The sequence below is a fragment of the Saccharopolyspora sp. NPDC045941 genome, from assembly GCF_056431445.1.
The window spans coordinates 1-1,736 of record NZ_JBWKKU010000157.1 but is presented as its reverse complement, the minus strand read 5'-3'; the positions used below and the strand labels follow the sequence as shown (position 1 = coordinate 1,736).

The window sequence follows — 1,736 nt, the reverse complement described above, 5'->3', positions numbered from 1 at the left end:
TTGATCTTTTAGCTTGATATCGATCATCATGGGGTATGGCGGTTGCGGTAGAGGTCGAGCGGTCACTGGCGGCGAAGTTCGCGACGTTGTTGCCGCATTTGGAAGAGCGCACGCAACGGCTGTACCTGGCATCGGAGGCGCGATCGTTGGGGCACGGCGGGATCGCGGCCGTGGCCCGGGCTGCTGGGGTGAGCCGGCAGACGGTTGCGGCCGGGGTAGATGAGCTGGACTCCGGTGCGGAGCCTTTGGGGCGGATACGGAGGGTCGGCGGGGGCCGCAAGCGCGTGGCCGAGGTGGATTCCGGGCTGCGGCCGGCGCTGCTGGCGTTGATCGAGCCGGACGTGCGGGGTGATCCGATGTCGCCGCTGCGGTGGACGGCGCGCTCGACCCGCAACCTGGCCGCGGAACTCACCAGGCAGGGACACCGGATCTCGGCGGACACGGTGGCCGATCTGTTGCGCCAGGAGGGTTTCAGCCTGCAGGGCAACGCAAAGATGCTGGAGGGCAAGCAGAATCCGGACCGTGATGCCCAGTTCCGCTACCTCAACGAGCAGGTCAAGGAGTATCAGGCGGCGGGCGATCCGGTGGTCAGTGTGGACACCAAAAAGAAGGAGTTGGTGGGGCCGTTTGCCAATGGTGGCCGCGAGTGGCGGCCGGCGGGAGCGCCGGTGCCGGTGCGCACCCACGACTTCCCCGATGCCGATTTGGGCAAGGCCATCCCGTACGGAATCTACGACGTGGCGGCCAATACCGGGTGGGTCAACGTCGGCACCGATCACGACACCGCCGCGTTCGCCGTCGAATCGCTGCGCCGCTGGTGGCACGGCGCGGGCTGCGAAGCCTACCCGCACGCCCGGCGGCTGTTGGTCACCGCCGACGCGGGCGGCTCCAACGGTTACCGCACCCGGGCCTGGAAAGCCGAGCTGGCCGCACTGGCTGCCCAGACCGGCCTGGCCATCACCGTCTGCCACTTCCCACCCGGCACGTCGAAGTGGAACCACATCGAACACCGGTTGTTCTCCCACATCACCCTCAACTGGCGTGGCCGGCCCTTGACCAGCCACGAGGTCATCGTCGCGACCATTGCGGCGACCACCACCCGCACCGGCTTGCGGGTGCATGCCGAACTCGACACCGGCCACTACGCCACCGGGGTCTCCATCAGCGACCGGCAGATGGCGAACCTGCCGATCACCCACCACGAATGGCACGGCGACTGGAACTACACCCTGCACCCACACCAGCAGCCCCAGCACGACACATCCGCCGCCGACACTGGCGGATCACCAGCGCACCAAACCAGCCACAACGACCGGGCCTGGCTGCTCCACCCCGCCCTCACCGGCCAGTCACCGGCCGAATGGGACGAACTGCTGAGCCGGTTGCACATCGCCCACCACACCCAGCGAGAAGCCGATCTGCACCGTCAGCGCGGTGGCCCACGACGCGTGGCGCCGGGCACCGGCCGCCGTCCCGCACTGCCCCTCCTCGACCGGGTCCTGCTCACTACCCTGCACCAGCGCTTCCGACTGCCCCAAACCGTGCTTGCCGGACTGTTCGAGACCACCCCCATGACCGTCAGCAGAGCCATCCGCCAGATCACCCAACTCTTCGATCAGATCGAGCACACCACTCCACCCGCCGAACAACGGCTCTATTCCGCGCCAGACCTCACCGCGCTAGCAACCAGCCTCAACCCCACACCAAACACAAAGCCGAAATCAGCGAGTTGATTT

1 protein-coding gene is annotated in these 1,736 nt (G+C 67.2%); it reads left to right on the top strand.

The features are described 5' to 3' along the window. Window positions 1–35: 35 nt before the first annotated feature. Window positions 36–1,733, top strand: a complete 1,698-nt coding sequence (locus AC07FN_RS45835; protein ID WP_478401373.1) for an ISAzo13 family transposase — start codon at window positions 36–38, stop codon at window positions 1,731–1,733. The last annotated feature ends 3 nt before the right edge of the window (window positions 1,734–1,736 follow it).

What these genes read in the sequence shown, in the direction of transcription:
- AC07FN_RS45835 (WP_478401373.1), top strand. Translation starts at nt 36, where the DNA reads ATGGCGGTTGCGGTAGAGGTCGAGCGGTCACTGGCGGCGAAGTTCGCG.